We start from the raw sequence: 1884 nt of genomic DNA on the forward strand, positions 1-1884 counted from the left end.
GCCTTGCCGTCGATGACGTCATTGCCGCCGAAGCCGTAGATCTTGTCGTTCCCGGACGTACCGTTCAGCGTGTTCGCGCTGTCATTCCCGTTGATCGCGCCGGGAACGGGCGTGGGCCCGACCTGCATGCCGTTCAGCTCTTTCGGGACGGCGCCGTTGAAGAGGAAGTTGGCGGGTGTCAGGGTCGCCTTGTCAACGCCCTGCAGGAAGATGCTATCATTGGTCCCCAGGACGATCCGGGTGCCGCCGTTCTCGCTGATCAGCGCAGTGACGTTCGCATATCCACGGATGTCGAGGATCTCTCCGGCGCGGGCGTCGAAGTCCGTGATCGTGTCGCGACCGTCGCCTGCAGAAAAACGGAAAGTATCTTTTCCGGTCCCACCGGTAAGCGTGTCATTTCCAGTGCCCCCGACCAGGGTGTCGTTGCCCTCGTTTCCAAGAAGGACGTCGTTTCCGGCCATTCCGAACAAGCCATTGTTGCCGCTGTTGCCGGAGATCAGGTTGTYGAGGCTGTTGCCCTCACCACGGGTGTTGGCCGCAGTGCGCAGGTAGAGGTCCTCAACATTGGCGCTGAGAACCCAGTCACGGGTCGAATGGAYCGTGTCATGACCCTGGCCCGCCAGTTCGATCACGCGGTCGCCAGCGTTATCCACCCAGTAGACATCATTTCCGGTGCCGCCATACATCTCGTCAGCGCCGGCCTTGCCGTCGATGACGTCATTGCCGCCAAAGCCGTAGATCTTGTCGTTCCCGGACGTACCGTTCAGCGTGTTCGCGCTGTCATCTCCATTTATGCCATTGGGGATGACAATCGGGTCTGGGATCAACACTACTGGCGGGCTTACTACCTCGATCGCGCTTCCGAACTCTGCGGGACGGATGTCGGCCCCCTCGACGATCGCCACCAGCGGACGTCCGGGATCGGTCCATTTCCCGGCCCATGCCTCCTGGCCGGACGAGACCGACCATAAGTCGACGAAGCTCGCCATCGGACCGATCTGCCAGACATTGCCCTGCATGTCGGCCGGTCCAAATTTCGCAACCTGCTTTCCGTCGATATAGAAGGTAGCATCCTTCTCGGTCACGGACACCTCGTAGGTGTGCATCCCCTTCGACGCGTCGAAGCCGAGATCGATGATGCTCCGCTTCTGCGCCTCGGGGGTCAGGACCATGTGCTCGCCCTTGGCGTTCTCCATATGGATCGCGAGTTGGACTTTGGTCGTGTCTCCGCCGACGAACTCAAAGTCGAACTCGACCCACGGATCGTTCTTCCAGTCCGCCTTGTAGGTGAACATGCCGAAGACCGCACCGGGCGCCATGATCGGCGCTTGGGCCGTCCAGCTCCAAGTGCCGGTCGTTGCAATCTCGTTGGACTGCACCTCCGCACCGAGATAGGGTCTGGAAAAGCCGGCAGGGGCCTTGGTCAGAGAAAGACTCACATCACCGTTTGCCGCAACGCTGACGTTGTTGGCCGACCATGACATGTTGTTCGTCTGACCCGCATCCCATTCCGAGATCAGCCAGCTGTCAGGCGTGCTTTTCTGGCCTAGTTTGTAGAGGCTCAGATCATATTCATCGGACGACACCGGCGGGGTGGGCGCAGGAGCAAAAACCGGACCGACATCGGCCAAATTTTTGGGCGCAACGCCATTGAAGGTGAAGTTCACGTTGGTCAGGGCCGATTTCGCGACGCCCTGAAAGAGGATGCTGTCGCCGCCCTCGAAGACCATGCGAGTGCCACCCGTCTCAGTGACGAGATTGGTATAACCCGCGTATCCGCGGACATCGACGAGCTCTCCCAGCTTGGCGTCGAAATCGGTGATCACGTCGCGACCGTCGCCTGCAGAAAAACGGAAAGTATCTTTTCCGGTTCCACCGGTAAGC

The 1884-nt window shown here is 59.9% G+C and carries 1 protein-coding gene; it reads right to left on the reverse strand.

Going from position 1 to position 1884, the window contains the following annotated elements; genetic code table 11:
• The coding region (locus tag SY26_RS19665) for a family 16 glycosylhydrolase (RefSeq protein ID WP_052715415.1) at positions 1-1826 on the reverse strand (1826 nt) is incomplete at its 3' end.
• Positions 1827-1884 lie beyond the last annotated feature (58 nt).

The sequence above is a fragment of the Paracoccus sp. 228 genome (assembly GCF_000967825.1).
Classification (GTDB): domain Bacteria; phylum Pseudomonadota; class Alphaproteobacteria; order Rhodobacterales; family Rhodobacteraceae; genus Paracoccus; species Paracoccus marcusii.